Origin of the sequence: Variovorax sp. YR216, assembly GCF_900107745.1 — a bacterium.
In the GTDB taxonomy this organism is placed as follows: Bacteria; Pseudomonadota; Gammaproteobacteria; order Burkholderiales; family Burkholderiaceae_C; genus Variovorax.
Genome location: NZ_FNRO01000001.1, coordinates 58,595 through 81,081, shown reverse-complemented (window position 1 = coordinate 81,081; position 22,487 = coordinate 58,595). Strand labels below are relative to the sequence as shown.

The window sequence follows — 22,487 nt, the reverse complement described above, 5'->3', positions numbered from 1 at the left end:
CACAATGACCCGCACTTTAGCTGCACCGAAACTCTCAGCGCAGAAGGACACATCCCATGGCCAGCGACCTCATCAAACACATCTCCGACTCCTCTTTCGAAGCCGACGTGCTCAAGTCCGGCAAGCCTGTGCTCGTGGATTACTGGGCCGAATGGTGCGGCCCCTGCAAGATGATCGCGCCAATCCTGGACGAAGTCTCCAGCGCCTACGAAGGCAAGCTGCAGATCGCCAAGATGAATGTCGACGAGAACCGCGACATCCCCGCCAAGTTCGGCATCCGCGGCATCCCGACCCTGATGCTGTTCAAGGACGGCCAGCTTGCCGCCACCAAGGTCGGCGCGATGAGCAAGGCGCAACTGACCGCCTTCATCGACCAGCAGCTCGCCTGAAAAAGAGCCTCCCGGCCGCCCACGCGCAATGCGTTGGCGGCTTTTTTCCTGTCATAATCCCCCAAAGATCACCGGCCCTTTCAGGGACCCGGTTCGAGTTCCCCGGTTTGTGAGGCATCTCTCGCCTCACATCAAACCTCCCCCCCGTTTTGACAGCTATCCCCGCAAGGGGTCGTTCCATGCACTTAAACGAACTCAAGGCACTTCACGTCTCCGAAGTCCTCAAGCAGGCCGAAGCCCTGGAGATCGAAAACGTCGGTCGCATGCGCAAGCAGGAACTGATGTTCGCGATCATCAAGAAGCGTGCGAAGGCCGGCGAACAGGTGTTTGCCGACGGCGTGCTCGAAATCCTGCCCGACGGCTTCGGCTTCCTGCGCAGCCCCGACACCAGCTTCACCGCGAGCACGGACGACATCTACATCTCGCCGAGCCAGGTCCGACGCTTCAACCTGCACACCGGCGACATGATCGAAGGCGAAGTGCGCACGCCCAAGGACGGCGAGCGCTACTTCGCGCTGACCAAGCTCGACAAGGTCAACGACGGCCCGCCCGAGGCGAACAAGCACAAGGTCATGTTCGAGAACCTGACCCCGCTGTTCCCCAAGCAGTTGATGCGCCTCGAACGCGACAACTTCAAGGGCGACGAGAACATCACCGGCCGGATCATCGACATCATCGCCCCGATCGGCAAAGGCCAGCGCGCCCTGCTCGTGGCCCCGCCCAAGAGCGGCAAGACGGTCATGATGCAGCACATCGCACACGCGATCAGTGCCAACTACCCCGAGGTGCACATGATGGTGCTGCTCGTGGACGAGCGGCCTGAAGAAGTGACCGAGATGCAGCGAACGGTCAAGGGCGAAGTCATCGCCTCGACCTTCGACGAGCCCGCCGCCCGCCACGTACACGTCGCCGAAATGGTGATCGAGCGCGCCAAGCGCCTGGTCGAGCTCAAGAAGGACGTGGTGATCCTGCTCGACTCGATCACCCGCCTCGCCCGTGCCTACAACAACGTGGTGCCTTCGTCCGGCAAGGTGCTGACCGGCGGCGTGGACTCCAACGCCCTGCAGCGCCCCAAGCGCTTCCTCGGCGCGGCACGCAATGTGGAAGAAGGCGGCTCGCTGACCATCATCGGCACTGCGCTGATCGACACCGGCAGCCGCATGGACGAGGTGATCTTCGAAGAGTTCAAGGGCACCGGCAACTCCGAAATCCACCTCGACCGCCGCCTCTACGAGAAGCGCGTGTTCCCCTCGATCCAGCTCAACCGCAGCGGCACCCGCCGCGAAGAACTGCTGTTGCCGCCCGAGATCCTGCAGAAGACCCGGATCCTGCGTCAGCTCATGTACAACATGGACGAGATCGAGGCGATGGAGCTGATGCTCAAGAACATGAAGGCCACCAAGACCAATGTCGAGTTCTTCGACATGATGCGTCGCGGCGGCTGATCAGCGCGCCGGCAGGGCCCGCCCTTCGGTGGCGCTTTGTCGGCCGAGGTCGAGCAGTTCCATCAGCTCGACCGCCTGATCCGGCGAGACCGGATTCGGGCCTTTCCCCAGAATCGCATCGCGCAACGCGGCGTAGTAGGCGACATAGTCGCCCGCCTTCGTCGGCAGCTTGCGCGTTTGCATGCGCCCGTCGGCCGCGCACACCGTCAGCTCGCCGTCGACCGGATCCGCACCCCATGCGGCATCCGTCGGGCGGCCTCCGGCGCGAAGCGCGTCTTCCTGAGGGTCCACGCCACGTTTGATGTAGCTGCCCCGGGTGCCATGCACGATGTAGCGGGGAGCGGCATGTGCAGCCAGCGTCGTCGCGTGCAGGACGACACGCAGCGGCGCAGGCGGGCCGCTTTCGTAGCGCAAGACGGCGTGAAAGTAGTCCTCGACGAGCGCACCATCGCGCAGGACCGCACTGTCGAGATGCAGCGCATCGGGACGGCCGAACAACTGCACCACCTGGTCGACGAGGTGCGAGCCGAGATCGACCCAGAGCCCGGCGCCAGGCACCGGCTGTTCACGCCAGCGCGCCCGCACCTCGGGGCGAAAACGGTCGAAATGCGACTCGAAGTAGACCGGTCGCCCCAGTTCGCCGCTTGCGAGGACTTCGCGCAACGCGAGGAAGTCGGAGTCGAACCGCCGGTTCTGATAGACGGACAGCACCCGGCCCTGCCGCTCGGCCATCGCCGCCAACTCGCGCGCCTGCGCCGCATCGAGGGTGAACGGCTTGTCCACGACCACGTGCTTGCCGGCGGCGAGCGCCGCCTTGGCAACCGGATGGTGCTGGGCATTGGGCGTGGCGACGACCACCAAATCGATGTCGGTTCGGCGCAACAGGGCGTCAACATCCGGGACCACATCCACCTGCGGCCAATCCGCGTGAACCTTGTGCGGCTGGGAACTTGCCACGGCGCCAAGCACCAGTCCGGGCACCGCCGACAGGACGGGCGCATGAAAGGTCTGACCGGCGAATCCGTAGCCGACAAGGCCGGCACGCAGGGTGGTTTGGGGCATGACTCTAGGCCTCTGGCGCAGAAAAGGGCCAGTATGCGATAATTGCGGGCTTCGCGAAAAGTGCACCGCGGCGCCCCTGCTGCGTGGATTGTGGCTCTCGCATCGACCAAAGGAATCATCATGAAAGAAGGCATTCACCCGAACTACCGCGAAGTTCTGTTCGTCGACCTGTCGAACGGCTTCAAGTTCGTGACCCGCTCGTGCGTCAACACCAAGGAAACCGGCAAGACCGACGACGGTCGTGAACTGCCTCTGTTCAAGCTCGATACCTCGAGCGAATCGCATCCGTTCTACACCGGCACGCAAAAGTCGGTCGACAACATGGGCGGCCGCGTCGAGAAATTCCGCAACCGCTTCGGCAAGACGGCCTCCAAGTAAGGAAGGCGCTTCCGAGTCGAGGGCAGCCCGGGTTACCGCGCTGCCCTTTTTCTTTCCCAACGAGCACGCTCCCCACCCGAGTTGAACCAGCCGACGCCCGCAATCGTTGCCCAGAGCGCCGTGCGCCGCCTCCCGCGCGTTGCGTTGCTGCTGCTGTGCGCGGCGTACCTCATGCCCGGCCTGCTCGGCCGCGGTCCGTGGAAGAGCGCGGACATCACCTCGTTCGGCTACATGGCCGAGCTCGCCCAGAGCAAGGGGGGCATTGCGGCCTGGTTCGACCCGCTGCTGCTCGGGCTGCGCCCCGAGACGCCGGCGCTGATCCCCTACTGGATCGGGGCCTGGGCGATCAAGATCGCGCCTTCGTGGATCAATCCCGACCTCGCGGTCCGCATCGCCTTCGCGCTGCTTCTCGCCGGCACGTTCACCGTGACGTGGTATGCCGTCTACTACCTGGCGCGCACCTACCGCGCCCAACCGGTCGCATTCGCCTTCGGCGGCGAGGCGCGGCCGACCGACTATGCGCGCGCCATCGCCGACGGGGCGCTCCTGGCGCTCATTGCATCGCTCGGGCTGGCCCAACTCGGGCATGAAACCACGCCGGCCCTCGCGCAACTGTTCTTCGCCTCGAACCTGTTCTTCGGTGTCGCGGCACTGCCCTACCGACGCATCGGCCCCTTCGCCGCGCTGATCCTGGGCGCCGTCGGGCTGGCGCTCAGCGGCGGTCCGACGGTCGGCCTGGCACTTGGAATCGGCTGTGGCGTCATCCTGCTGATCGAACGCAAGCGCCTGCCGGCCCAGGAAGTGCCCGCGTCCGAACCCACCTACACCACGGCCTCGATCGCGGCGGTGTTCGTCATCTCGCTGCTCGCGTGCGCACTGGCAGGCGCGCTCGGCCTGCTGGAGTGGAAGATCGACCTGCCGACCTCGCGCGGCGTGCTGCCCGAAGTGCGCAGCCAGGCCAAGCTCCTGCTCTGGTTCACCTGGCCGACCTGGCCGCTCGCGATCTGGACACTCTGGCGCTGGCGCCGGCAATTGACTGCACGCCACGTCGCCCTGCCCATGTGGTTCGCGGCCGTGCCGCTGCTGGCGACCTGGACCACCAATTTCTCCGAGCGCTCGCTGCTCCTTGGCCTGCCGGCGTTCGCGACACTGGCCGCCTTCGCGCTGCCGACCTTCCGGCGCAGCGTGGCCGCGCTGATCGACTGGTTCACTCTGCTGTTCTTCAGCGGCTCGGCCATCATCATCTGGGTGATCTGGGTCGCCATGCAAACCGGCGTTCCGGCCAAGCCTGCGGCCAACGTCGCCAGGCTGGCCCCAGGTTTCGTTCCGCAGTTTTCCCTGGCGCCCTTTATCTTCGCGCTCACGGCAACGCTGGCCTGGGCCTGGCTGGTGCGATGGCGCACCGGACGCCATCGCGCGGCGCTGTGGAAGACGCTCGTGCTGCCAGCCGGAGGCGCCGCCCTGTGCTGGATGCTGGTCATGACGCTGTGGCTGCCGGTGCTCGACTTCGCCCGCAGCTATGTGCCGCAGGTCAACGCGATCGCCGAACGCGTCGGCCAGCCGGGCTGCATCTCCGAACTGGCACTTGGCCGCCCGCACATCGCGGCGCTGCGCTACCACGGCAATTTCAACGTGCAGCCGCTGGTCGGCGGTCCGCCCTGCCCCTGGCTGCTGGTCAGCCCCGACGCAATCGCGAAGCTCCATGAGATCGTGAATCTCGAAAGCTGGCGCCTCGTCGGCACCTTGCGTCGCCCGACAAGCCCCGGGGACGACCTGCTGCTGTATCAACGCCTGACGCCCGTCGGTGACTAGCGAGCGGCGCGTCATCGGACGCCACGCCGCGACGGTGTTCGTCGGGCAGATGGCGGTCATGGCTTTCGGCGTCACCGACACGATCGTTGCGGGCCGCTATGCCGAAGGCGCGCTGGCTGCGCTCTCGGTCGGGTCCGCGATCTTCATCAGCGTCTATGTCTCCCTGATGGGGGCGCTGCAGGCGCTGCTGCCTGTCTGGGCCGAGCTCCATGGCGCGCAACGTACGTCCGAGGTCGGCCGGTCGGTCAGGCAATCGCTCTACGTCTGCGGCGCCGCGATCGCGATCGGGATGGCGATCCTGCTGTTTCCCGCGCCAATGCTGCGGTGGACCGACGTGCCGCCAGGCATGCGCGGCGACGTCGAGGCTTATCTTGGCGTGCTCGCCTTCGCCCTGGCGCCGGCCCTGCTCTTCCGTCTCTTCAGCACGCTCAACCAGAGCCTGGGCAAGCCGCAACTCGTGACCTGGCTGCAACTGGCATCGCTGGGCATCAAGCTGCCGCTGTCGATCTGGTTCGCCTTCGGCGGTGCGGGCCTGCCGGCGATGGGCCTCGTCGGATGCGGCTGGGCCACGCTGGTGGTGAACTACGCCATGCTCGGCGCGGCGCTCTGGCTCTTGCGCACCGAACTTTCGTATCGCGAGTACCGCTTCTGGCAGCGCATCGAGCCGCCCGACTGGACGCAGCTTCGCAAGTTCGCAAGGCTGGGCCTCCCGGCCGGGCTCGCCGTGCTGGTGGAAGTGACCTCGTTCACGCTCATGGCGCTCTTCATCGCCCGCCTCGGGACGGCAGCGTCGGCCGCGCACCAGATCGCCTCGAACCTCACCGCGGTCGCCTACATGGTGCCGCTGTCGCTCGCCATCGCCACGAGCGCGCGCGTGAGCTTCTGGCTGGGTGCCGGCGACCCCCTGTTCGCGCGGAAGGCGGGGCGCAAGGGCTTCCAGCTGACGCTGCTCTTCGCGCTGCTCATCGCATCGGCCATGGCGCTGTTCCGCTGGCAGCTGGCGGGCATCTACTCGGCCAACCCCGCAGTCATCGCGCTGGGGGCGACGCTGCTGCTGGCGACCTCCTTCTATCACCTCGCCGACGCACTGCAGACGCTGTGCGTCTTCGTGCTGCGCTGCTATCAGGTGACGGTGATGCCGCTGATCCTCTATTGCACCCTGCTGTGGGGCGTCGGCCTGGGTGGGAGCTATCTGCTGGCCTATCGCGGGATCGGCCCCTGGGCGGCGATGCAATCGCCCCTCGCGTTCTGGCTCATGAGCGGCGCGGCGCTTTTCGCCACCGCGGTGCTCTTTCTCGTGCTGCTCGGGTGGACTGTCAGGCGACAGCGCTGACCGCCGGCGTCCGGCGCAGTCGCGTGACCGGAAAAACCAGCGTGAAGCGCGAGCCTTCGCCCACCTTGCTTTCGATCCGCAGTTCGGCGCCGTGGCGCTGCGCGATGTGCTTGACGATGGCGAGGCCAAGGCCGGTTCCGCCGGTTTCGCGGGAGCGGCTGCGGTCGATGCGATAGAAGCGCTCCGTCAATCGCGGAATGTGCTCCGCAGCGATGCCCGGGCCGGTATCGCGCACCGAGAACTCACCCCGGCCGTCGGGCAACTGGCGCCACAACACCGCGACCTCGCCGCCCGGCGGCGTGTAGCGCAGCGCATTGCTCACGAGATTCGACATGGCGCTCTGCAATTCAGTCGATGCGCCGGCAATTTCGGTATCGGCTTCTATCGTGAACGACAGGCGATGTCCCTGCTGCGACAGCCGGCTCGAAAGCCCGCGCGCTTCATCCTCGCACTGGGCCAGCAAGGCGCGCACGCGGATCCACCGGTTGGGCGGCGGCGCGGTGCTGCCTTCGAGGCGCGACAGGGTCAGCAGATCGTTGACCAGTGTCTCCATGCGGTGCGACTGCTGGCTCATCAGGTTGAGGTAGCGGGCGCGCTCGTCCGCATCCAGCGGCAGGTTCTGCAGGGTCTCGACGAAACCGGCCAGCACGGTCAACGGCGTGCGGATCTCATGGGACACATTGGCGACGAAATCGCGACGCATCGCTTCCGCCTGCTCCAGCGAGGTGACGTCGCGCGTCAGCAGCATGCGGCGGTTGCCGGCATAGGGGTGCACCTGAATCGACAGGCGACAGTGCTGGTTGCGCTGCATCGCCTTCGAAGGCGCATCGATCACCACATCGCGGCTGTAGTTCCACGACGCCAGGTACGCCACGAAGGCGGGATCGCGCACCAGGTTGGAAAGGTGCTGCAGCAGATCGCGTTCGGCGTCGATGCCGAGTTGCTCGGCCGCCGTCTGGTTGCACCACTCGATGCGGCCCTGCTGGTCGAGCAGCACCACGCCATTGGGCGATGCCTGGATCGCCGCGAGAAATTCCTGCAGCCGCTCCTCGGCCTGCTGTGCGAGCTTCTCCCGGTCGCGCAGCAGCTTGCGGATGCGTTCAGCCAGCTCGACCCAGACCCCCGGACCGCGCGACGGCAGCCCGACGGCATCGTTGCGCAGCACACGCAGGAGCCGGTGCGCCCGCCACGCATCGATCGCGAGCCACGCCACGGCACCCAGCCATGCGCCGAGCCAGGCGAACCGCCAGGCAATGAATGCAGCGGCGCCGCCGCCAAGGAGCGAAGCGAGTAGAAAAGTCGCGATACGAAAGGGCATGCCCGAACATTATCCCGCCCGGCTCGGCGGGGAGGCCTCTCAGACGGTGGCTTGTGCGGTCAACCGGTAGCCCGCGCCGCGGACCGTCTCGACCATCGGCGCGGCCGGGCCGAGGGATTCGCGCAGACGCTTGACGTGGACGTCGACCGTCCGCTCCTCGATATAGACGTGATCGCCCCAGACCTTGTCGAGCAGCTGCGCGCGGCTGTGCACGCGCTCGGCGTGCTGCATCAGGAAGCCCAGCAGCTTGAATTCGGTCGGCCCGACCTTCAGCGGATTGCCCTGCCACGTGACGCGATGCGTGGCGGTGTCGAGCGCGAGTTCGCCGATCTCGACCCGCTCGGTCACCGCTTCAGGCGCGCGGCGACGCAAGACCGCGCGAATCCGCGCGAGCATCTCCTGCGTCGAGAAGGGCTTGGTGATGTAGTCGTCGGCACCGGCGTCGAGCCCGGCGACCTTGTCCGGCTCGTCGCCGCGCGCGGTCAGCATCAGGATCGGGATGGTCTTCGTGCGCGGGTCCTTGCGCCATTGGCGCGCGAGTTGCAGTCCGCTCTGGCCCGGAAGCATCCAGTCCAGCAGCACCAGGTCCGGCAGGAAAGCATCGATCTCGCGCTGCGCCGATTCGCCGTCTTCGGCCCAGATCGGCTCGAAGCCGTTATGGCGAAGGTTGACGGCGATCAGCTCGGCGATCGAAGACTCGTCCTCGACGATCAGAATGCGGGGTTTCTTCATGAATCCTCAGATTCTCCATTCATTCGCGAGACGGCGTATGGCCGCCTGGCGTGCTCATTGCAGTTGTGCTTCGATTTCATTCATGGAGGCATGCCGGACATCGGCACCCTTCACGATGTAGATGATGAACTCGGCGATGTTCTTCGCGTGGTCGCCGATGCGCTCGATCGCCTTGGCGAGGAACAGCAGGTCGAGGCTCGCGGAGATCGTGCGCGGGTCTTCCATCATGTAGGTGACCAGCTTGCGCACGAAGCCGTCGAACTCCTTGTCGATGAGATCGTCGTCCTTCAGGATTGACAGCGCCGCGGCGGTATCGAGTCGCGCGAACGCATCGAGCGCCTTGCGCAGCAGGCCCGATGCCATGTCCGCGGCGATGCGCAGTTCGGTCGACGGCAGGGCACGGGCTGCGCCGCTCTCGATGATCGACTTGACCATGCGCGCGATCTTGTTGGCCTCATCGCCCACGCGCTCGAGGTTGGCGGTGGTCTTGGAGATCGCGATCAAGAGGCGCAGGTCGCGTGCGGTCGGCTGCCGTCGCGCGATGATCGACGAAAGCTCGCGGTCGATCTCGATCTCCATCGCGTTGACGCGGTTCTCGGTCTCCATGACGCGCTCCGCGGTCTCGGAGTCGAACTCCTGCAGCGCGTAGACGGCCTGGTTGATCTGCGATTCCACGATGCCGCCGAGCTCCATCACGCGCGACGACACCATGTTGAGTTCGCTGTCGAACTGGCTGGAAAGGTGCTTTTCGGTCATTCGAACTCCTTAGCCGAAACGGCCAGTGATGTAGTCCTCGGTCTCCTTGCGCTTCGGCTTGAAGAACATCTCTTCGGTAGCACCGAACTCGATCAGGTCGCCGAGGTACATGTAGGCGGTGTAGTCGCTGCAGCGGGCAGCCTGCTGCATGTTGTGGGTCACGATGACCACGGTGTATTCGCTCTTCAGTTCCGCGATCAGCTCCTCGATCTTCGCGGTCGAGATCGGGTCCAGCGCCGAGCACGGCTCGTCGAGCAGCAGCACTTCGGGCTTGATCGCGATGCCGCGCGCGATGCACAGACGCTGCTGCTGGCCGCCGGAGAGGCCCGAGCCGCTCTGCTGCAGCTTGTCGCGGACCTCGGTCCACAGGGCCGCCTTCTTGAGCGCCCATTCGACACGGTCGTCCATCTCGGAAGCGCTAAGGTTCTCGAACAGCTTCACGCCGAAGGCGATGTTGTCATAGATCGACATCGGGAACGGCGTCGGCTTCTGGAACACCATGCCGACCTTGGCGCGGATGAGCGCCACGTCCTGCTTGGAGGTCAGCAGGTTTTCGCCGTCGAGCGCGATCACGCCTTCGGCGCGCTGCTCCGGATAGAGCTCGAACATGCGGTTGAAGGTGCGCAGCAGGGTCGACTTGCCGCAGCCCGACGGCCCGATGAAGGCCGTGACCTTGTTCTCCGGAATCTCGAGATTGATGCCCTTGAGTGCGTGGAACTTGCCGTAGTAGAAGTTCAGGTCCTTGACCGAAATCTTCGCGCGCGAGGGTTGAGCGAGAGTGGGTGCCATGTTGATCAGAGCTTGTTGCGCGTGAGAACTCGCGCGAGGATGTTGAGTGCAAGAACCGCGAGCGTGATCAGGAATACGCCGGCCCACGCGAGCTGTTGCCAGTTCTCGTAGGGGCTCATCGCGAACTTGAAGATCGTCACCGGAAGGCTGGCCATCGGCTGGGTCAGATCGGCCGTCCAGAACTGGTTGCTCAGCGCGGTGAAGAGCAGCGGCGCGGTTTCGCCCGCGATGCGCGCCACGGCCAGCAGGATGCCGGTCACGACGCCCGCACGCGCGGCACGCAGGGTGATGCTCAGGATCACCTTCCACTTCGGCGTGCCCAACGCATAGGCCGCTTCACGCAGCCCCGGCGGTACGAGCTGGAGCATGTTCTCGGTCGTGCGGATCACGACCGGGATCACGATAAGCGCAAGCGCCACGGCGCCGGCAATGCCCGAGAACGACCTGAGCTGGGCGACGACGAGCGCATAGACGAACAGGCCGATCACGATCGACGGCGCCGAAAGCAGGATGTCGTTGACGAAGCGGATGACGCTCGACAGCCAACCCTTGGGGTTGTACTCGGCCAGGTAGATGCCCGCCATGATGCCGATCGGCGCACCGATGAAGGTGGCCAGCGCCACCATCACCAACGAGCCGAAGATCGCATTCGCGATGCCACCGGCCTCGTTCGGCGGCGGGGTCATCTCGGTCAATGCAGCAAGCGTGAGCCCACCGAAGCCCAGGCGCAGCGTCTCCCAGAGGATCCAGATGAGCCAGAACACGCCGAAGGCCATCGCGGCAAGCGACAGCCCCAGGGCGATGATGTTGATGCGCTTGCGGCCGGCGAACTTGGCCGCGCGCGTTTCCTCGAGTGCCTTGGCGCTCAGCAGGCGTTCAGCGGTCGTCATGCCTTCTTCCCTTCACTCTTGCGCATCTGCGCCAGCAGCAGCTTCGACAGAGACAGCACCACGAACGTGATGAAGAACAGCACGAGGCCCAGGTACATCAGCGAGGCCTGGTGCAAACCTGCCCCGGCTTCCGCGAACTCGTTCGCGAGCACCGAGGTGATGCTGTTCGCCGCCTCGAAGACCGACAGCGACGCGAGCTGGTTGGTGTTGCCGATCACGAAGGTCACGGCCATCGTCTCGCCGAGCGCACGGCCGAGGCCGAGCATGATGCCGCCGACCACGCCGGCCTTGGTGTAGGGCAGCACGACCTTCGAGACCACTTCCCACGTCGTGGAGCCGAGCCCGTAGGCCGATTCCTTGAGCAGCGCCGGCGTGACCTCGAACACATCGCGCATCACCGAGGCGATGAACGGAATGATCATGATCGCGAGGATGATCCCGGCCGAAAGGATGCCGATGCCCACAGGCGGCCCGGACACCAGCGCGCCCAGGTAGGGCACGCCCGCGAAGAGCTTCTGCAGCGGCTGCTGCACGTACGTGGAGAGGATCGGGCCGAAGACCAGCAGACCCCACATGCCGTAGACGATCGAGGGCACGGCCGCAAGGAGTTCGATGGCGGTGCCGAGCGGCCGCTTGAGCCAGGCCGGCGACATCTCGGTGAGGAAGAGCGCGATGCCGAAACTCACCGGCACGGCGATCACCAGGGCAATGAACGAAGTGGCCAGCGTGCCATAGATCATCACGAGGCCGCCGAATTCGTTCTGCACCGGATCCCACACGCTGCTGGTGAGGAAGCCGAGACCGAATTTGGAGATGGCCGGCCACGCGCCAGCCAGCAAGGAAAGGAGGATGCCGATCAGCATCGCGAGCGTGAGCAGCGCGGCGCCCTTGGCGGCAAGGCCGAACAGGCGATCGGCCGCCGGGCCGGAGCGCGGGCGCTTGGCCGGCGGCGGGCTTGCCTTCGCACGGGCGCGCTCGGCGTTCACGTCGATCGGGGTGGCGTTCGCAGGAAATGTGGATGACACAGGTCGCTCCGAAAGCGGCGCGCCATCAAGCGGATTGCCCATTGGCGCGCCAGGTGTCTTGCTTACTTGCTCGACGCCGGAGCGACGGACTTGCCCGACGCGTCCTTGATGTCGCCCCAGGCGGTGGCGATCACGCCCTTGACCTTGTCGGGCATCGGCACGTAGTCGAGGTCGCCGGCGGTCTTGTCACCGTTCTTGTAGGCCCAGTCGAAGAACTTCAGCGTCGTCGCACCCTGCGCCGGCTTGTCCTGCGTCTTGTGCATCAGGATGAAGGTGGCGCCGGTGATGGGCCACGATTCCTTGCCCGACTGGTCGGTGAGCACCTGGTAGAAGCTCTTGGACCAGTCCGCACCCGCGGCGGCCGCCTTGAATGCCGAATCGTCCGGCGACACGAAGTTGCCGTCCTTGTTCTGCATCTGGGCGTAGTTCATCTTGTTCTGCTTGACGTAGGCGTACTCCACGTAGCCGATCGAGTTGGGCAGACGGTTCACGAAAGCGGCGACGCCTTCATTGCCCTTGCCGCCCGCACCGGTGGGCCAGTTGACCGCCGTGCCGTCGCCGACCTTGGCCTTCCACTCGGGATTGGCCTTGCTCAGGTAGTTGGTGAACAGGAAGGTGGTGCCCGAGCCGTCCGCGCGGCGAACCGGTGCGATCGCGGCGTCAGGCAGGTTCAGCGAGGGGTTCAGTGCCTTGATGGCCGGATCGTTCCACTTGGCGATCTTGCCCAGGTAGATGTCGCCGAGCACAGCGCCGCTCAGCTTGAGCTCGCCGGGCTTGATGCCCTGGATGTTGATGACCGGCACCACGCCGCCAATGACGGTCGGGAACTGCATCAGGCCCTTGGTCTTGAGCTCGTCGTCCGTCAGCGGCATGTCCGAAGCGCCGAAGTCCACGGTCTTGGCGTCGATCTGCTTGATGCCCGCGCCCGAACCGACGGACTGGTAGTTGATCTTGGCGCCGGTGGCCTTGTTGAAGTCGGCGGCCCACTTCGAATACAGAGGTGCCGGGAAGCTGGCACCAGCGCCCGTGGCCTCTTGGGCGAAAGCGGAAACATGGGCGGCAAACGCGGCGGCGATCAGACCGGCGGCAGCTGCGAACTTGAACGTCATCTTCATAAGACTTCCTTTGGTATGCACAAAAGCCCCCTCAGGGGTTGGCATGGACTCTAGAAACCTTGTGTGACAGTGCGATGACACCTTTGACAGAGGAGAATTACCCTCTGAAGCAAGCCGCAGTTTGTGACGCTGTCATCGAAGCGTCACACTGCACACCTAGCCTTGATCCCTCGCCGCGCGCGGGCCATGGTGCCCCTCCGGCTACGATCAGGCCCCGACATCCCTACTTCAACATGCAAAACGGAACCCGCCTCGCCGCGGTCGATCTGGGCTCGAACAGTTATCGGCTGGAAATCGGCCGGGTCGATCACGGCCAGATCCACCGCACCGAGTACATCAAAGAGACCGTCCGCCAGGGCAATGGGCTCGACAGCGCCCGCAACCTCACGCCCGAAGCAATGCAGCGGGGCTGGGACACCCTTGCCCGCTTCGCCGAACGGCTGGCCGGTTTCAAGCGTTCGGAGGTCCGGGCTGTCGCAACACAGACGCTGCGCGAAGCCCGCAACCGCGACGAGTTCCTGTTGCGAGCGCGCACCATTCTGGGGTTCGGGATCGACGTGATCTCGGGTCACGAGGAAGCGCGCCTGATCTACCTGGGCGTCGCCCACACGCTCCCGCACACCGACGCCTCGAACAACGAGCGCCGGCTGGTGGTCGACATCGGAGGCCGCTCGACCGAGATCATCCTCGGCCAGGGGCTCGAACCCGAGGCGATGGAGTCCTATCGGGTAGGCAGCGTCGCCTGGTCGATGAAGCACTTCGCGAGCGGCCTGTTCACGCCGGCCGCCTTCCGCGCCGCCGAGGTCGCGGCCAAGGCGGTGCTCGACGACGCGCTGTCCACCTACGTGCCGGACCGCTGGGACGTGGCTTACGGATCGTCAGGCACCATCGGCGCGGTGGGCGACGTGCTCGTGGCCGCCGGCAACGAGCCGGGACTCGTCACGCGCGAGGGGCTGGACTGGCTGCTCGACAAGCTCCTGAAGGCCGGCAGCGCCGACCGCCTGCGCATCGACGGCATGCGCGAGGACCGCAAGGCGGTGATCGGCGGCGGCGTGAGCGTACTGCGCGCGGTGTTCGACCTGCTCGAGATCGATGAGATGCGGGTCGCCCAGGGCGCCCTGCGGCACGGGGTGCTCTACGAATTGCTGGAACGCGACGCCGTCGTTGCCGATCTGCGCAGTTCCACGGTCGGCAGGCTGGCCAACCGCTTCGCGGTCGACGCCGCGCAAGCCCGGCGGGTCGCTGACACCGCGGCGGAACTCTTCCTGCAACTCGAGCCGCGCGCGCGCGGGGCCAGCACCACCAGTCGCCCCGGCCGCTCCTTGCGCAAACTGGGCTGGGCGGCCAGGCTGCACGAGATCGGGACCCACGTGTCGCACAGCGACTATCACAAGCACGGCGCCTACATCCTCGACAACACCGAGGCGCCCGGCTTTGCGGTCAACGAGATGCACTGGCTCAGCCAGCTGGTGCTCGGCCACCGGGGCAAGCTGCGCAAGCTCGAAATGGTGCTGGACGACGAGGCCTTCGTCTGGCAGCTGATCGCCCTGCGCCTGGCCGTGATCCTCTGTCACGCACGGCGGGATCCGGACCTCGAAGGACTGAAGATCATCCATTCTCCCGGCAGCCGGCAGTTCACGATCACCACGCGACCGGACTGGCCCGAACTCTATCCCCAGTCGAGCCACCTCCTGCGGGAGGAAGTGCTGGCATGGCAGCGGACCAACTGGCGGATCGACCTGGCCGGCAGCCTGAAGGCGGCGGCCTGACGCTGCGACGGGAGGCGCTCTACAGCAACTCCGGCGCCTGAACCGTCACCACGACGGTCTGCACGTCGCCGTCGCGCTCGCGCGTGCGGATCCACCAGACGGAGCCCTTGCGCACCGGGCAGCTGTCCTGCTGCAGCCCCAGCAGCAGCGAGATGGCCTGCCCGAGCGAAGGCTGGTGGCCGACCATCAGCACCACAGACCGGCCATTGGGCCAGCCCGCGGCGGAGAGCAGCGCATCGGGCGTCGTGTCGGGCGCCAGTTCGCCGCGCAACTTGTACTTGCGGCCGAGCGCAAGCACGGTCTGCTCGCAACGGCGCGCCGGGCTGCAGACGATGCGGGTGCCTTCCGGCAGTTGACGGTCGAGCCACGCAGCCATGCGCTTGGCCTGCTTTTCGCCGCGCGGCGTCAACGAGCGCTGCATGTCGTCAGTGCCCTCGACCCATTCCTCGGCTTCGGCATGGCGCCAGAAAATCAGATCCATGGTGTCAGCTCCGTGGTGCGGCGCGCCGGAACCCGCGCGATGCATAGCGATTCATGAGCGCCAATTGGGCGCCGTGGGCTTCGACGTTGCGTGGTGCCCCGTCCTCGCCTGCATGGGTGTCCTTGTAGACACGGTGATAGACACCGTCGGAATCCAGGTTCCAGGCATCGCGACCGTCGTGCAGATAGGCCACCAGGCATTCGTCGATGAGCCGCTGGCGCAGCACCGGATCGGTCACCGGCCAGGCCAACTCCATCCGCCGCAACATGTTGCGGTTCATCCAGTCGGCGCTCGACAGGTAGAGCGACTCATCGGCCCCCTGGCGGAAATAGAAGACCCGCGAATGCTCCAGGAAGCGGCCGATCACGGAGCGTACCCGGATGTTGTCGGTCAGCCCCGGCACCTTCGCCGGCAAGGTGCAGGCGCCGCGTACGATCAGGTCGATCTTGACGCCCTTCTGCCCTGCCTTCACCAGCGCCGCAATCAGGGCCTCGTCGGTCAGGGCGTTCATCTTCGCGACGATGCGCGTCGGCTCGCCGGCCGCCGAGGCCGCCCCCAGCGCGTCGATGCGCGCAATCAGGTTGCGATGCAGATCGAAAGGCGCCAGCCACATCCGGTTGAGCTTGGGCAGACGGCTCTGGCTCGCCATGTGGACGAACACCGTCTCCATGTCCGCAGTGAGCAGCGGATCGGCCGTCAGATGGCTGATGTCGGTATAGAGCGCCGAGGTGCGCGGGTTGTAGTTGCCGGTCGACAGGTGGCCGTACCGGCGCATCTGCTTGCCCTCGCGGCGCGTGACCAGCAACATCTTCGCGTGCGTCTTCAGGCCGACCACGCCGTAGACCACCTGCGCGCCGATCGATTCGAGCATCTCGGCCCAGTTGATGTTGGCCTCTTCGTCGAAACGGGCCTTGAGCTCCACGACCGCGGTCACTTCCTTGCCGCGGCGCACGGCCTCGCGCAGCAAATCCATCATCTGCGAATCCGCGCCGGTCCGGTAGATGGTCTGCTTGATCGCGAGCACCTGCGGGTCCTGCACTGCCTCACGGAGGAAGGCAAGCACACCCTCGAAACTCTCGAACGGCTGGTGGATGAGCACATCGCTCTGCTGCAGCCGCTCGAAGAAGGACTGCCCCGGCGAAAGAGCCACCGGGTACGAACCCTGATAGGGCTGGAAGCGCAGTTGCGGTTCGTCCAGCAGGTCGATCATCTGCGCGACCCGCGCGAGGTTGACCGGCCCATGCACGCGATACAGCGCCTGCGGCGGCAGATCGAACTGCGCAAGCAGGAAGCTCGCGAGCGATTCGGCGCAACTGGACGACACCTCCAGCCGCACGGCCTGCCCGAAATGGCGATGCTGGAGTCCTTGCCGGAGCGCGGTGCGGAGGTTCTTGACGTCCTCCTCGTCCACCGCCAGATCGGAATGGCGCGTCACCCGGAACTGGGAGAACTCGCCGACTTCGCGCCCCGGGAACATGCTCGACAGGTGCGCCCGCACCACGCTCGACAGCGCGATGAACAGCGTCTTGCCGCCCGACACCTTGGCCGGCATGCGGATCATGCGCGGCAGCACGCGCGGCACCTTCAGGATCGCAATCGGGTTCTCGCGGCCGAAGGCATCCTTGCCGCTCAGGCGCACGATGAAGTTCAGCGACTTGTTCGCGACCTGCGGGAACGGATGCGCCGGATCCAGCCCGACCGGGATGAGCAGCGGACGCACCTCGCGCTCGAAATAGTCGTGCACCCATTTGCGCTGGACCGCATTGCGTTCGCCGTGCGAAATGATCTGGATGCCCTTGGCCGCAAAGGCCGGGATGAGCTCGTCGTTGTACAGCGCGTATTGCCGGCCCACCAGCGAATGCGCCGCGTCGGCCAGCCGCTCGAACGAATCGACGTTGTAGTTGCCCTTGCGCTCGCCGGCGATGTGCGCGGCCAGGTGCGGCGCGGCGCGAACCTCGAAGAACTCGTCGAGATTCGAGGAAACGATCGTGAGATAGCGAAGCCGCTCGATCAGGGGCACTTCGGGGCGGTGTGCCCAGTCGAGCACACGCTCGTTGAAGGCCAGGATGCTGTGGTCACGATCGAGCAGCGTGAGCCCGGGTTTGGCGGGGACGCTCAGGTTGTCGCCGGATTCCGGCAACGGGGCAACGAACTCAGGATCAGCCGACACAGATACAACCATAGACCAAAACGCGACAGCTTATGACAGTTGCGTGACAGTCGTATGACTATGTAGCACTGCTGTCTCAATCGGCTGGATTGCCCAGGAAATGCTTGCGGTAGCGCGCCGGCAGATCCTCGATGCGCATCAGCATCGGTAGGTCGGCGGTGTTGAAGTCCGGATCCCAAGCCGGTGGCCCGAGCACCTTGGCGCCGAGGCGCAGGTATCCCCTGATCAGCGCCGGCGGCTCGACGTCGAGCGAGTCGTCGAGCCGGTGCACCGGCAGCGGCAGCCGCGGCTGCACGTGATATTGAATCGGCGCGAGGTGTGTTTCCGACACTTGACGCCAGATGCTCGCCGCCGCGTCGCCGCTGGTCACGCCGTTGTGCCACATCGGGATGCTGGCGCAGCCGATCATGGTGTCGAGGCCGTTGCGGTTCATGAAGCCGGCCAGCGCGCCCCAGAGCGCAAGGATCACGCCGCCTTGCCGGTGCTCCGCATGGACGCAGCTGCGTCCAAGCTCGACCATGCGCTGGCGCAGGTCGCGCAGCCGGGTCAGGTCGAATTCGGTGTCGCTGTAGGTACTGCCGACCCGGCGGGCCTGCGCGGGCGTCAGCACGCGGTAGGTGCCGATCACGCGCCCGGTGGCGTCGTCACGCACCAGCAGGTGCTCGCAGAAGTCGTCGAACAGGTCCACGTCATGGCCATCGATCGGCGTCGAGAGACGCGCGCCCATCTCGCCGGCGAAGACTTCGTAGCGCAGGCGCTGCGCCGCGCGCACTTCATCCAGATGACGCGCCCAGCTCACGCTGATGCCGCCCGCCGCGTCCTTCGCCGCCGGCCGCACAGGCTGCGGCACGGTGATTGCATCGGAACGCTGCGGCGGGGTCTGGGCAGGCCAGAGCGCGGCACGCAATCCCAGTTGCGAGAACGGAAACGTCGGTGTGGGCAGTTCTTTCATGCGGGGTCCCTTTCTGCGGACGGAGTCTCGGCACCCGCGGTGAAACAAGCGTGTCAGTCCAGTGGCAATTGCGTGACTCGCACCAAAGCGGCCGCATCGGCGTTTAATGCCGGGGATTCGCTCAAAGGAGACTTGGAGTTTTCATGGCCAATGAAGTACGTATCGAGGTCGAGACCCGCCGCCATCAGATGTTTCCGGTGCTGAGCGCCGCGGACATCGAACGGATCCGCCGCTTCGGCGAAGTGCGTCACTTCGAGGATGGCGCCTGCCTGTTCACCGCCGGCGAGCCCGGGCCGGGCATGTTCGTCGTGCTCGACGGCGTGGTCGCGATCACGCAGCGCGACGGCCTCGGCCACGTGGTGCCGATCGAACGCCAGGGCCCGGGGCAGTTCCTGGCCGAAGTCGCGCAACTTTCCGGGCGGCCCGCGCTGGTCGACGGCCATGCCGAGGGCCGGGTCGAGACCCTGCTGGTGCCGCCGGAACAGTTGCGCGCGCTGATCATTGCGGAGGCCGACCTCGGCGAGCGCCTGGTGCGCGCGATGATCCTGCGGCGGGTGGCGCTGATCGAATCGGGCGCGAGCGGGCCGGTCCTCATCGGCCCCCCGCAATCGGCGTCCCTGCTCCGAATCCAGAACTTCCTCGGCCGCAACGGCCATCCCTACCACGTCGTCGATGCCACACAGGACCGCGATGCCGCGGCCCTGCTCGAACAGTATGGCGAGGCGGAGTTGCTGGTGGTCTGCCCCAACGGCTCGGTCTCGGTCAACCCCACCGAGAACGCGCTGGCGCGCTGCCTCGGCATGGTCGACACACTCGAGCGCCAGGAGCTCTTCGATGTTCTGGTGGTCGGCGCGGGCCCGGCCGGACTGGCAACGGCGGTCTATGCGGCGTCGGAAGGGCTGCGCGTCATCGTCGTCGATTGCCGCTTCTTCGGCGGACAGGCCGGCGCCAGCGCGCGCATCGAGAACTACCTGGGCTTTCCGACCGGCATCTCCGGTGGCGCGCTGGCCGGTCGCGCTTATGTACAGGCGCAGAAGTTCGGCGTCGAGATGCTGATCCCGGCGCAGGTGTCGTCGCTCGACTGCGAAACTGCGGAATCGAAGGGCGAGATCGCAGTGCAACTGGTGGATGGCCGCCGGTTGCGCTCGAAGACCGTGGTGATCGCCAGCGGCGCGCGCTACCGCCGGCCCGAGGTTCCTCGCCTTGCTGATTTCGAGGGACGCGGCGTCTGGTACTGGGCATCCGCCCTCGAAGCCAAGCTGTGCGCCGAACAGGAAGTTGCGCTGGTGGGCGGCGGCAACTCGGCCGGACAGGCCGCGGTGTTCCTCTCGCAGCACGCCGCCAAGGTCAACGTGCTGGTGCGCGGCCCCTCGCTCGCGGCCACCATGTCACGCTACCTGATCGACCGCATCGAAGCCACGCCCAACATCGCGCTGCGGCCCCACACCGAGCTCGTGCAATTGCATGGCGAGCCGGCCACCGGCCTCGACGGCGCGACCTGGCGCGACCGACGCAACGGCGATCAGCACGACTGCCCGGCCCGCAACCTTTTTCTCTTCATCGGCGCAGTGCCGGAAACGGACTGGCTCGGTGGCTGCGGCGTTGCGCTCGATCGGCATGGCTTCGTGCTGACCGGGCCAGAGGCACGTGGCGGCTTTCCCGCCAAGGTGGCCGCGCCGCTCGAATCCAGCGTGCCGGGTGTGTTCGCGGTCGGCGATGTGCGATCAGGGTCTGTCAAGCGCGTTGGCGGCGCCATCGGCGAAGGCGCGGCCGTCGTGGCGCTCATCCATCAGCACCTGGCGGCGCGCGAGGGCGCGGTGGCCTGAAAGCCGTCGCCTGCACGATTCGGCGACGGCGGCTATGCTGGCCGGCCTGTCATCAACCTCTGGATCCCGGGACATGTCTCAAGCACCCATCGACGTCTATTCGTGGGCCACGCCGAACGGCCACAAGGTTCACATCATGCTGGAGGAATGCGGCCTCCCCTATCGCGCGCATCCCGTCAACATCGGCAAGGGCGACCAGTTCGAGCCCGCGTTCCTGAAGATCAGCCCCAACAACAAGATCCCCGCCATCACCGACCCGGAAGGGCCGGACGGCAAGCCGATCTCGCTCTTCGAATCGGGCGCGATCCTCGTCTACCTCGCCGGAAAGACGGGCAAGTTCCTTCCGGAAGACGACCGCGGCCGATTCGCCGTGCTGCAGTGGCTGATGTTCCAGATGGGCAGCGTCGGGCCGATGCTCGGGCAGACGCATCACTTCCGCAACTACGCGCCGGAGAAAATCCAGTACGCGATCGACCGCTACTCGAACGAGACCAAGCGCCTCTACGGCGTGATCGACAAGCAACTCTCGACGCACAAGTTCATCGCGGGCGACAGCTACACGATCGCCGACATCGCGATCTTCCCGTGGCTGCGCAGCTACGAGAACCAGGGCATCACGCTCGAGGACTTCCCGCACCTGAAGCAATGGTTCGACGGCATCGCGGCGCGGCCGGCAGTTCAGCGCGGCGTCAAGGTGCTTGCAGACCTGCGTACGCCGATCACCGGCGACAAGGAACGCGAAATTCTCTTCGGCAAGACGCAATATCAACGTCGTTGATCGACTGAATCCGGAACGCCCCTTCAGTCAGGTTAGAATAGAGGGCTTGTCGGGGTGTAGCGCAGCCTGGTAGCGCATCTGCTTTGGGAGCAGAGGGTCGCGAGTTCGAATCCCGCCGCCCCGACCATCAAAACTGAATGCCCGCATCGACGCCCGTCGTTGCGGGCATTTCTTCATTTGCATTCGCACACCGCGCCCCGCGTACACACGCCCTGCGGATTGCCCGCGACCCGCGTCGTCACGCCCGACTTGCAGCTTGCACGCTCCTGGAACGGGCAGCGGATGTCACAACCCAGACAGGCCCCGCTCACCGGCGCGTCGCAGTAGTGCCCCATCAAGGGCGGGTCCAGCGCGCTGCCGACAGGCTTTCCCAGATCGGCGCATCCGCCCAATAGCACCAGCGCAGCCAGCAGAAGACATCGCATCAGGAATCCCCACGTGATGATTCAGGTGCCGGGAGTATGGACGAGTCCACGCTCCGGCAACACCTCACAATCCACCGGTTGCAAACGACCTCCCGGAGATGACATGGACCTTCGACTGACCGGCAAACACGTACTCGTCACGGGCGGCAGCCGCGGCATCGGACTGGCCTGTGCGCGCGCGTTCCTCAAGGAAGGCGCGAAGGTCAGCATCGCGGGCCGAACGCCGGCGCATCTCGAAGCGGCTGCGGCACAGCTCCTGGCGGAAGGCCATGCCGTCGCCGGCTACAGCGCGGACCTGGGCGATCCGCGCGCCGCGCAGAACATGGTCGACGCGGTGCAGGCCGAGTCCGGCCCGATCGACATCCTGGTCAACTCCGCCGGCGCAGCGCGCCGCACGCCCTTTGACGAACTGCGGCCGCAGAACTGGCAGGACGCGATGCAGGCCAAGTTCTTCACCTACATCAACGTGATGGACCCGGTGATCAAGGGCATGGGCGAACGCGGAACGGGCGCGATCGTGAACGTGATCGGCATGGGTGGCAAGGTGGCAACGCCGACCCATCTCGCGGGCGGGGCCGCCAATGCGGCGCTGATGCTGGCCACGGCCGGCCTCGCGGCAGCGTACGGGCCTCGCGGCGTTCGCGTCAACGCCGTCAACCCGGCGCTGACACTGACCGACCGCATGGCCGAAGGGATCGCGGCCGATGCGCGCCTGCGCAAGATTCCGGAAGCGGAGGTGCTGCGCGACGCCCAGTCGCGCATGCCGCTCGGCCGGCTCGCCATGCCCGAGGACATCGCCAATGCGGTGGTCTTTCTCGCATCGCCGGGCGCGAGCTACATCTCCGGCGCGATCATTTCGATGGACGGCGCGGCCACCCCGCTGGTGGTCTGAGGCCTGCAGCCGGCGGACGCCTGTGTGCCGCTTTAGAATCTCGCACCGCACTCACTGCCCGTAGCTCAGTTGGATAGAGCACCTGCCTTCTAAGCAGGTTGTCGGGGGTTCGATCCCCTCCGGGCAGGCCAATTCAATCCGCTGCAGCAG

At 66.0% G+C, this 22,487-nt stretch carries 21 protein-coding genes and 2 tRNA genes; 11 read left to right on the top strand and 12 right to left on the bottom strand.

Annotation, left to right across the window (positions count from 1 at the left end):
- Positions 1–56: 56 nt before the first annotated feature.
- Positions 57–389, top strand: a complete 333-nt coding sequence (gene trxA / locus BLW05_RS00345) for a thioredoxin TrxA (RefSeq protein ID WP_093158272.1) — start codon at positions 57–59, stop codon at positions 387–389.
- 179 nt (positions 390–568) lie between these two features.
- Positions 569–1,834 carry a transcription termination factor Rho gene (rho, locus tag BLW05_RS00340; RefSeq protein ID WP_088957308.1) on the top strand — a complete coding sequence of 422 codons (1,266 nt, stop codon included), beginning with the start codon at positions 569–571 and terminating at the stop codon, positions 1,832–1,834.
- On the opposite strand, the gene BLW05_RS00335 is transcribed toward rho, so the two are convergent.
- Positions 1,835–2,896 (bottom strand): oxidoreductase, encoded by a 1,062-nt coding sequence (locus BLW05_RS00335; protein ID WP_093158269.1) that lies wholly within the window; start codon positions 2,894–2,896, stop codon positions 1,835–1,837.
- Positions 2,897–3,016: 120 nt separating this feature from the next.
- Between BLW05_RS00335 and BLW05_RS00330 the strand changes: the two genes are divergently transcribed.
- From BLW05_RS00330 to BLW05_RS00320, 3 genes are all read left to right on the top strand, one after another.
- Positions 3,017–3,274, top strand: a complete 258-nt coding sequence (locus BLW05_RS00330) for a type B 50S ribosomal protein L31 (RefSeq protein WP_088957310.1) — start codon at positions 3,017–3,019, stop codon at positions 3,272–3,274.
- 81 nt (positions 3,275–3,355) lie between these two features.
- Positions 3,356–5,086 (top strand): hypothetical protein, encoded by a 1,731-nt coding sequence (locus BLW05_RS00325; RefSeq protein ID WP_093158267.1) that lies wholly within the window; start codon positions 3,356–3,358, stop codon positions 5,084–5,086.
- A gap of 49 nt (positions 5,087–5,135) precedes the next feature.
- A complete protein-coding gene (locus BLW05_RS00320) occupies positions 5,136–6,419 on the top strand; it encodes an MATE family efflux transporter (protein ID WP_177142558.1) in 1,284 nt (427 codons plus the stop codon).
- On the opposite strand, the gene phoR is transcribed toward BLW05_RS00320, so the two are convergent.
- The 7 genes from phoR to pstS are packed head-to-tail and all read right to left on the bottom strand — an operon-like array spanning position 6,403 to position 13,044.
- Positions 6,403–7,737: a phosphate regulon sensor histidine kinase PhoR gene (gene phoR, locus BLW05_RS00315; RefSeq protein ID WP_093158262.1), complete on the bottom strand. Its 1,335-nt coding sequence runs from the start codon at positions 7,735–7,737 to the stop codon at positions 6,403–6,405. The genes BLW05_RS00320 and phoR overlap by 17 nt on opposite strands.
- 39 nt (positions 7,738–7,776) lie before the next feature.
- Positions 7,777–8,469, bottom strand: coding sequence for a phosphate regulon transcriptional regulator PhoB (gene phoB, locus BLW05_RS00310; RefSeq protein ID WP_093158260.1), 693 nt, complete (start codon positions 8,467–8,469; stop codon positions 7,777–7,779).
- Positions 8,470–8,523: 54 nt separating this feature from the next.
- Complete coding sequence (gene phoU, locus BLW05_RS00305; protein WP_093158257.1) at positions 8,524–9,225, bottom strand: phosphate signaling complex protein PhoU; 702 nt, start codon at positions 9,223–9,225, stop codon at positions 8,524–8,526.
- A 9-nt stretch (positions 9,226–9,234) separates the two neighbouring features.
- Complete coding sequence (gene pstB, locus BLW05_RS00300; protein ID WP_093158255.1) at positions 9,235–10,014, bottom strand: phosphate ABC transporter ATP-binding protein PstB; 780 nt, start codon at positions 10,012–10,014, stop codon at positions 9,235–9,237.
- Positions 10,015–10,019: 5 nt separating this feature from the next.
- Entirely contained in the window at positions 10,020–10,904 is an 885-nt protein-coding gene (gene pstA, locus BLW05_RS00295; protein WP_093158252.1) for a phosphate ABC transporter permease PstA, read from the bottom strand.
- Complete coding sequence (gene pstC / locus BLW05_RS00290) at positions 10,901–11,971, bottom strand: phosphate ABC transporter permease subunit PstC (RefSeq protein WP_093158250.1); 1,071 nt, start codon at positions 11,969–11,971, stop codon at positions 10,901–10,903. Before pstC ends, pstA begins: the two co-directional genes overlap by 4 nt.
- A gap of 20 nt (positions 11,972–11,991) precedes the next feature.
- Positions 11,992–13,044 carry a phosphate ABC transporter substrate-binding protein PstS gene (gene pstS / locus BLW05_RS00285; RefSeq protein ID WP_093158247.1) on the bottom strand — a complete coding sequence of 351 codons (1,053 nt, stop codon included), beginning with the start codon at positions 13,042–13,044 and terminating at the stop codon, positions 11,992–11,994.
- Between the two features lie 233 nt (positions 13,045–13,277).
- On the opposite strand from pstS, the gene BLW05_RS00280 reads away from it, so the two are divergent.
- Entirely contained in the window at positions 13,278–14,813 is a 1,536-nt protein-coding gene (locus BLW05_RS00280) for a Ppx/GppA phosphatase family protein (protein ID WP_093158244.1), read from the top strand.
- A 19-nt stretch (positions 14,814–14,832) separates the two neighbouring features.
- On the opposite strand, the gene BLW05_RS00275 is transcribed toward BLW05_RS00280, so the two are convergent.
- The 3 genes from BLW05_RS00275 to BLW05_RS00265 all read right to left on the bottom strand — a co-directional run bounded on the left by BLW05_RS00275 (position 14,833) and on the right by BLW05_RS00265 (position 18,416).
- Positions 14,833–15,294 (bottom strand): SixA phosphatase family protein, encoded by a 462-nt coding sequence (locus tag BLW05_RS00275; protein ID WP_093160315.1) that lies wholly within the window; start codon positions 15,292–15,294, stop codon positions 14,833–14,835.
- Between the two features lie 4 nt (positions 15,295–15,298).
- Positions 15,299–17,476, bottom strand: a complete 2,178-nt coding sequence (ppk1, locus tag BLW05_RS00270) for a polyphosphate kinase 1 (protein ID WP_093158241.1) — start codon at positions 17,474–17,476, stop codon at positions 15,299–15,301.
- A gap of 64 nt (positions 17,477–17,540) precedes the next feature.
- Entirely contained in the window at positions 17,541–18,416 is an 876-nt protein-coding gene (locus tag BLW05_RS00265) for a GNAT family N-acetyltransferase (RefSeq protein WP_093158239.1), read from the bottom strand.
- A 143-nt stretch (positions 18,417–18,559) separates the two neighbouring features.
- On the opposite strand from BLW05_RS00265, the gene BLW05_RS00260 reads away from it, so the two are divergent.
- From BLW05_RS00260 to BLW05_RS00250, 3 genes are all read left to right on the top strand, one after another.
- Positions 18,560–20,242, top strand: a complete 1,683-nt coding sequence (locus BLW05_RS00260; RefSeq protein WP_093158236.1) for an FAD-dependent oxidoreductase — start codon at positions 18,560–18,562, stop codon at positions 20,240–20,242.
- A 73-nt stretch (positions 20,243–20,315) separates the two neighbouring features.
- The gene (locus BLW05_RS00255; protein WP_093158234.1) at positions 20,316–21,020 is read left to right on the top strand and encodes a glutathione binding-like protein; all 705 of its coding nucleotides are present in this window, start codon (positions 20,316–20,318) and stop codon (positions 21,018–21,020) included.
- 50 nt (positions 21,021–21,070) lie between these two features.
- A tRNA-Pro gene (locus BLW05_RS00250) sits at positions 21,071–21,147 on the top strand.
- A gap of 46 nt (positions 21,148–21,193) precedes the next feature.
- On the opposite strand, the gene BLW05_RS35255 is transcribed toward BLW05_RS00250, so the two are convergent.
- Complete coding sequence (locus BLW05_RS35255) at positions 21,194–21,445, bottom strand: hypothetical protein (RefSeq protein ID WP_143044750.1); 252 nt, start codon at positions 21,443–21,445, stop codon at positions 21,194–21,196.
- A 103-nt stretch (positions 21,446–21,548) separates the two neighbouring features.
- On the opposite strand from BLW05_RS35255, the gene BLW05_RS00245 reads away from it, so the two are divergent.
- Entirely contained in the window at positions 21,549–22,337 is a 789-nt protein-coding gene (locus BLW05_RS00245) for an SDR family oxidoreductase (protein WP_093158231.1), read from the top strand.
- Positions 22,338–22,391: 54 nt separating this feature from the next.
- Positions 22,392–22,468 (top strand) — tRNA-Arg (locus BLW05_RS00240).
- Positions 22,469–22,487 lie beyond the last annotated feature (19 nt).

What these genes read in the sequence shown, in the direction of transcription:
- pstC (WP_093158250.1), bottom strand. Translation starts at nt 11,971, where the DNA reads ATGGGCAATCCGCTTGATGGCGCGCCGCTTTCGGAGCGACCTGTGTCA.
- BLW05_RS00255 (WP_093158234.1), top strand. Translation starts at nt 20,316, where the DNA reads ATGTCTCAAGCACCCATCGACGTCTATTCGTGGGCCACGCCGAACGGC.
- BLW05_RS00260 (WP_093158236.1), top strand. Translation starts at nt 18,560, where the DNA reads ATGGCCAATGAAGTACGTATCGAGGTCGAGACCCGCCGCCATCAGATG.
- phoB (WP_093158260.1), bottom strand. Translation starts at nt 8,469, where the DNA reads ATGAAGAAACCCCGCATTCTGATCGTCGAGGACGAGTCTTCGATCGCC.
- pstS (WP_093158247.1), bottom strand. Translation starts at nt 13,044, where the DNA reads ATGAAGATGACGTTCAAGTTCGCAGCTGCCGCCGGTCTGATCGCCGCC.
- BLW05_RS00320 (WP_177142558.1), top strand. Translation starts at nt 5,136, where the DNA reads ATGGCGGTCATGGCTTTCGGCGTCACCGACACGATCGTTGCGGGCCGC.
- rho (WP_088957308.1), top strand. Translation starts at nt 569, where the DNA reads ATGCACTTAAACGAACTCAAGGCACTTCACGTCTCCGAAGTCCTCAAG.
- phoR (WP_093158262.1), bottom strand. Translation starts at nt 7,737, where the DNA reads ATGCCCTTTCGTATCGCGACTTTTCTACTCGCTTCGCTCCTTGGCGGC.
- BLW05_RS00280 (WP_093158244.1), top strand. Translation starts at nt 13,278, where the DNA reads ATGCAAAACGGAACCCGCCTCGCCGCGGTCGATCTGGGCTCGAACAGT.
- BLW05_RS00245 (WP_093158231.1), top strand. Translation starts at nt 21,549, where the DNA reads ATGGACCTTCGACTGACCGGCAAACACGTACTCGTCACGGGCGGCAGC.
- BLW05_RS00330 (WP_088957310.1), top strand. Translation starts at nt 3,017, where the DNA reads ATGAAAGAAGGCATTCACCCGAACTACCGCGAAGTTCTGTTCGTCGAC.
- pstB (WP_093158255.1), bottom strand. Translation starts at nt 10,014, where the DNA reads ATGGCACCCACTCTCGCTCAACCCTCGCGCGCGAAGATTTCGGTCAAG.
- BLW05_RS35255 (WP_143044750.1), bottom strand. Translation starts at nt 21,445, where the DNA reads ATGCGATGTCTTCTGCTGGCTGCGCTGGTGCTATTGGGCGGATGCGCC.
- BLW05_RS00265 (WP_093158239.1), bottom strand. Translation starts at nt 18,416, where the DNA reads ATGAAAGAACTGCCCACACCGACGTTTCCGTTCTCGCAACTGGGATTG.
- phoU (WP_093158257.1), bottom strand. Translation starts at nt 9,225, where the DNA reads ATGACCGAAAAGCACCTTTCCAGCCAGTTCGACAGCGAACTCAACATG.
- trxA (WP_093158272.1), top strand. Translation starts at nt 57, where the DNA reads ATGGCCAGCGACCTCATCAAACACATCTCCGACTCCTCTTTCGAAGCC.
- pstA (WP_093158252.1), bottom strand. Translation starts at nt 10,904, where the DNA reads ATGACGACCGCTGAACGCCTGCTGAGCGCCAAGGCACTCGAGGAAACG.
- ppk1 (WP_093158241.1), bottom strand. Translation starts at nt 17,476, where the DNA reads ATGGTTGTATCTGTGTCGGCTGATCCTGAGTTCGTTGCCCCGTTGCCG.
- BLW05_RS00335 (WP_093158269.1), bottom strand. Translation starts at nt 2,896, where the DNA reads ATGCCCCAAACCACCCTGCGTGCCGGCCTTGTCGGCTACGGATTCGCC.
- BLW05_RS00275 (WP_093160315.1), bottom strand. Translation starts at nt 15,294, where the DNA reads ATGGATCTGATTTTCTGGCGCCATGCCGAAGCCGAGGAATGGGTCGAG.